Origin of the sequence: Bradyrhizobium uaiense, assembly GCF_010811875.1 — a bacterium.
Classification (GTDB): domain Bacteria; phylum Pseudomonadota; class Alphaproteobacteria; order Rhizobiales; family Xanthobacteraceae; genus Bradyrhizobium; species Bradyrhizobium uaiense.
Map to the genome: position 1 here is coordinate 1 of NZ_VKHP01000866.1, position 246 is coordinate 246.

1 pseudogene is annotated in these 246 nt (G+C 61.4%); it reads right to left on the reverse strand.

Annotated features, from left to right (window positions below):
- Window positions 1-123: 123 nt before the first annotated feature.
- Window positions 124-246 (reverse strand): annotated as a pseudogene (locus FNJ47_RS47850) (helix-turn-helix domain-containing protein); the annotation flags it as partial.

Below are 246 nucleotides of genomic sequence, written 5' to 3' on the forward strand. Positions count from 1 at the left end.
TGTTCCTGGCGTCCGAACTGGCGTCTTATGTGAACGGCGTGACCATGCCCGTCGACGGAGGCTTTCTCGCCGTATAAGGACGTTGTCGAAAGAGCTGGCAAGATCACATGGCGAGCAGATGACGAGATAGGGATGTGCCTTAGCCGGCGGCATACCGGCTTCGCGTGCGAGATCGCGCAGCATCATCGGTTCGCCGCTGCGGGCGAGCGCGCGGAGCAATTCCCCGCCGACCTCGATCGACTGTAT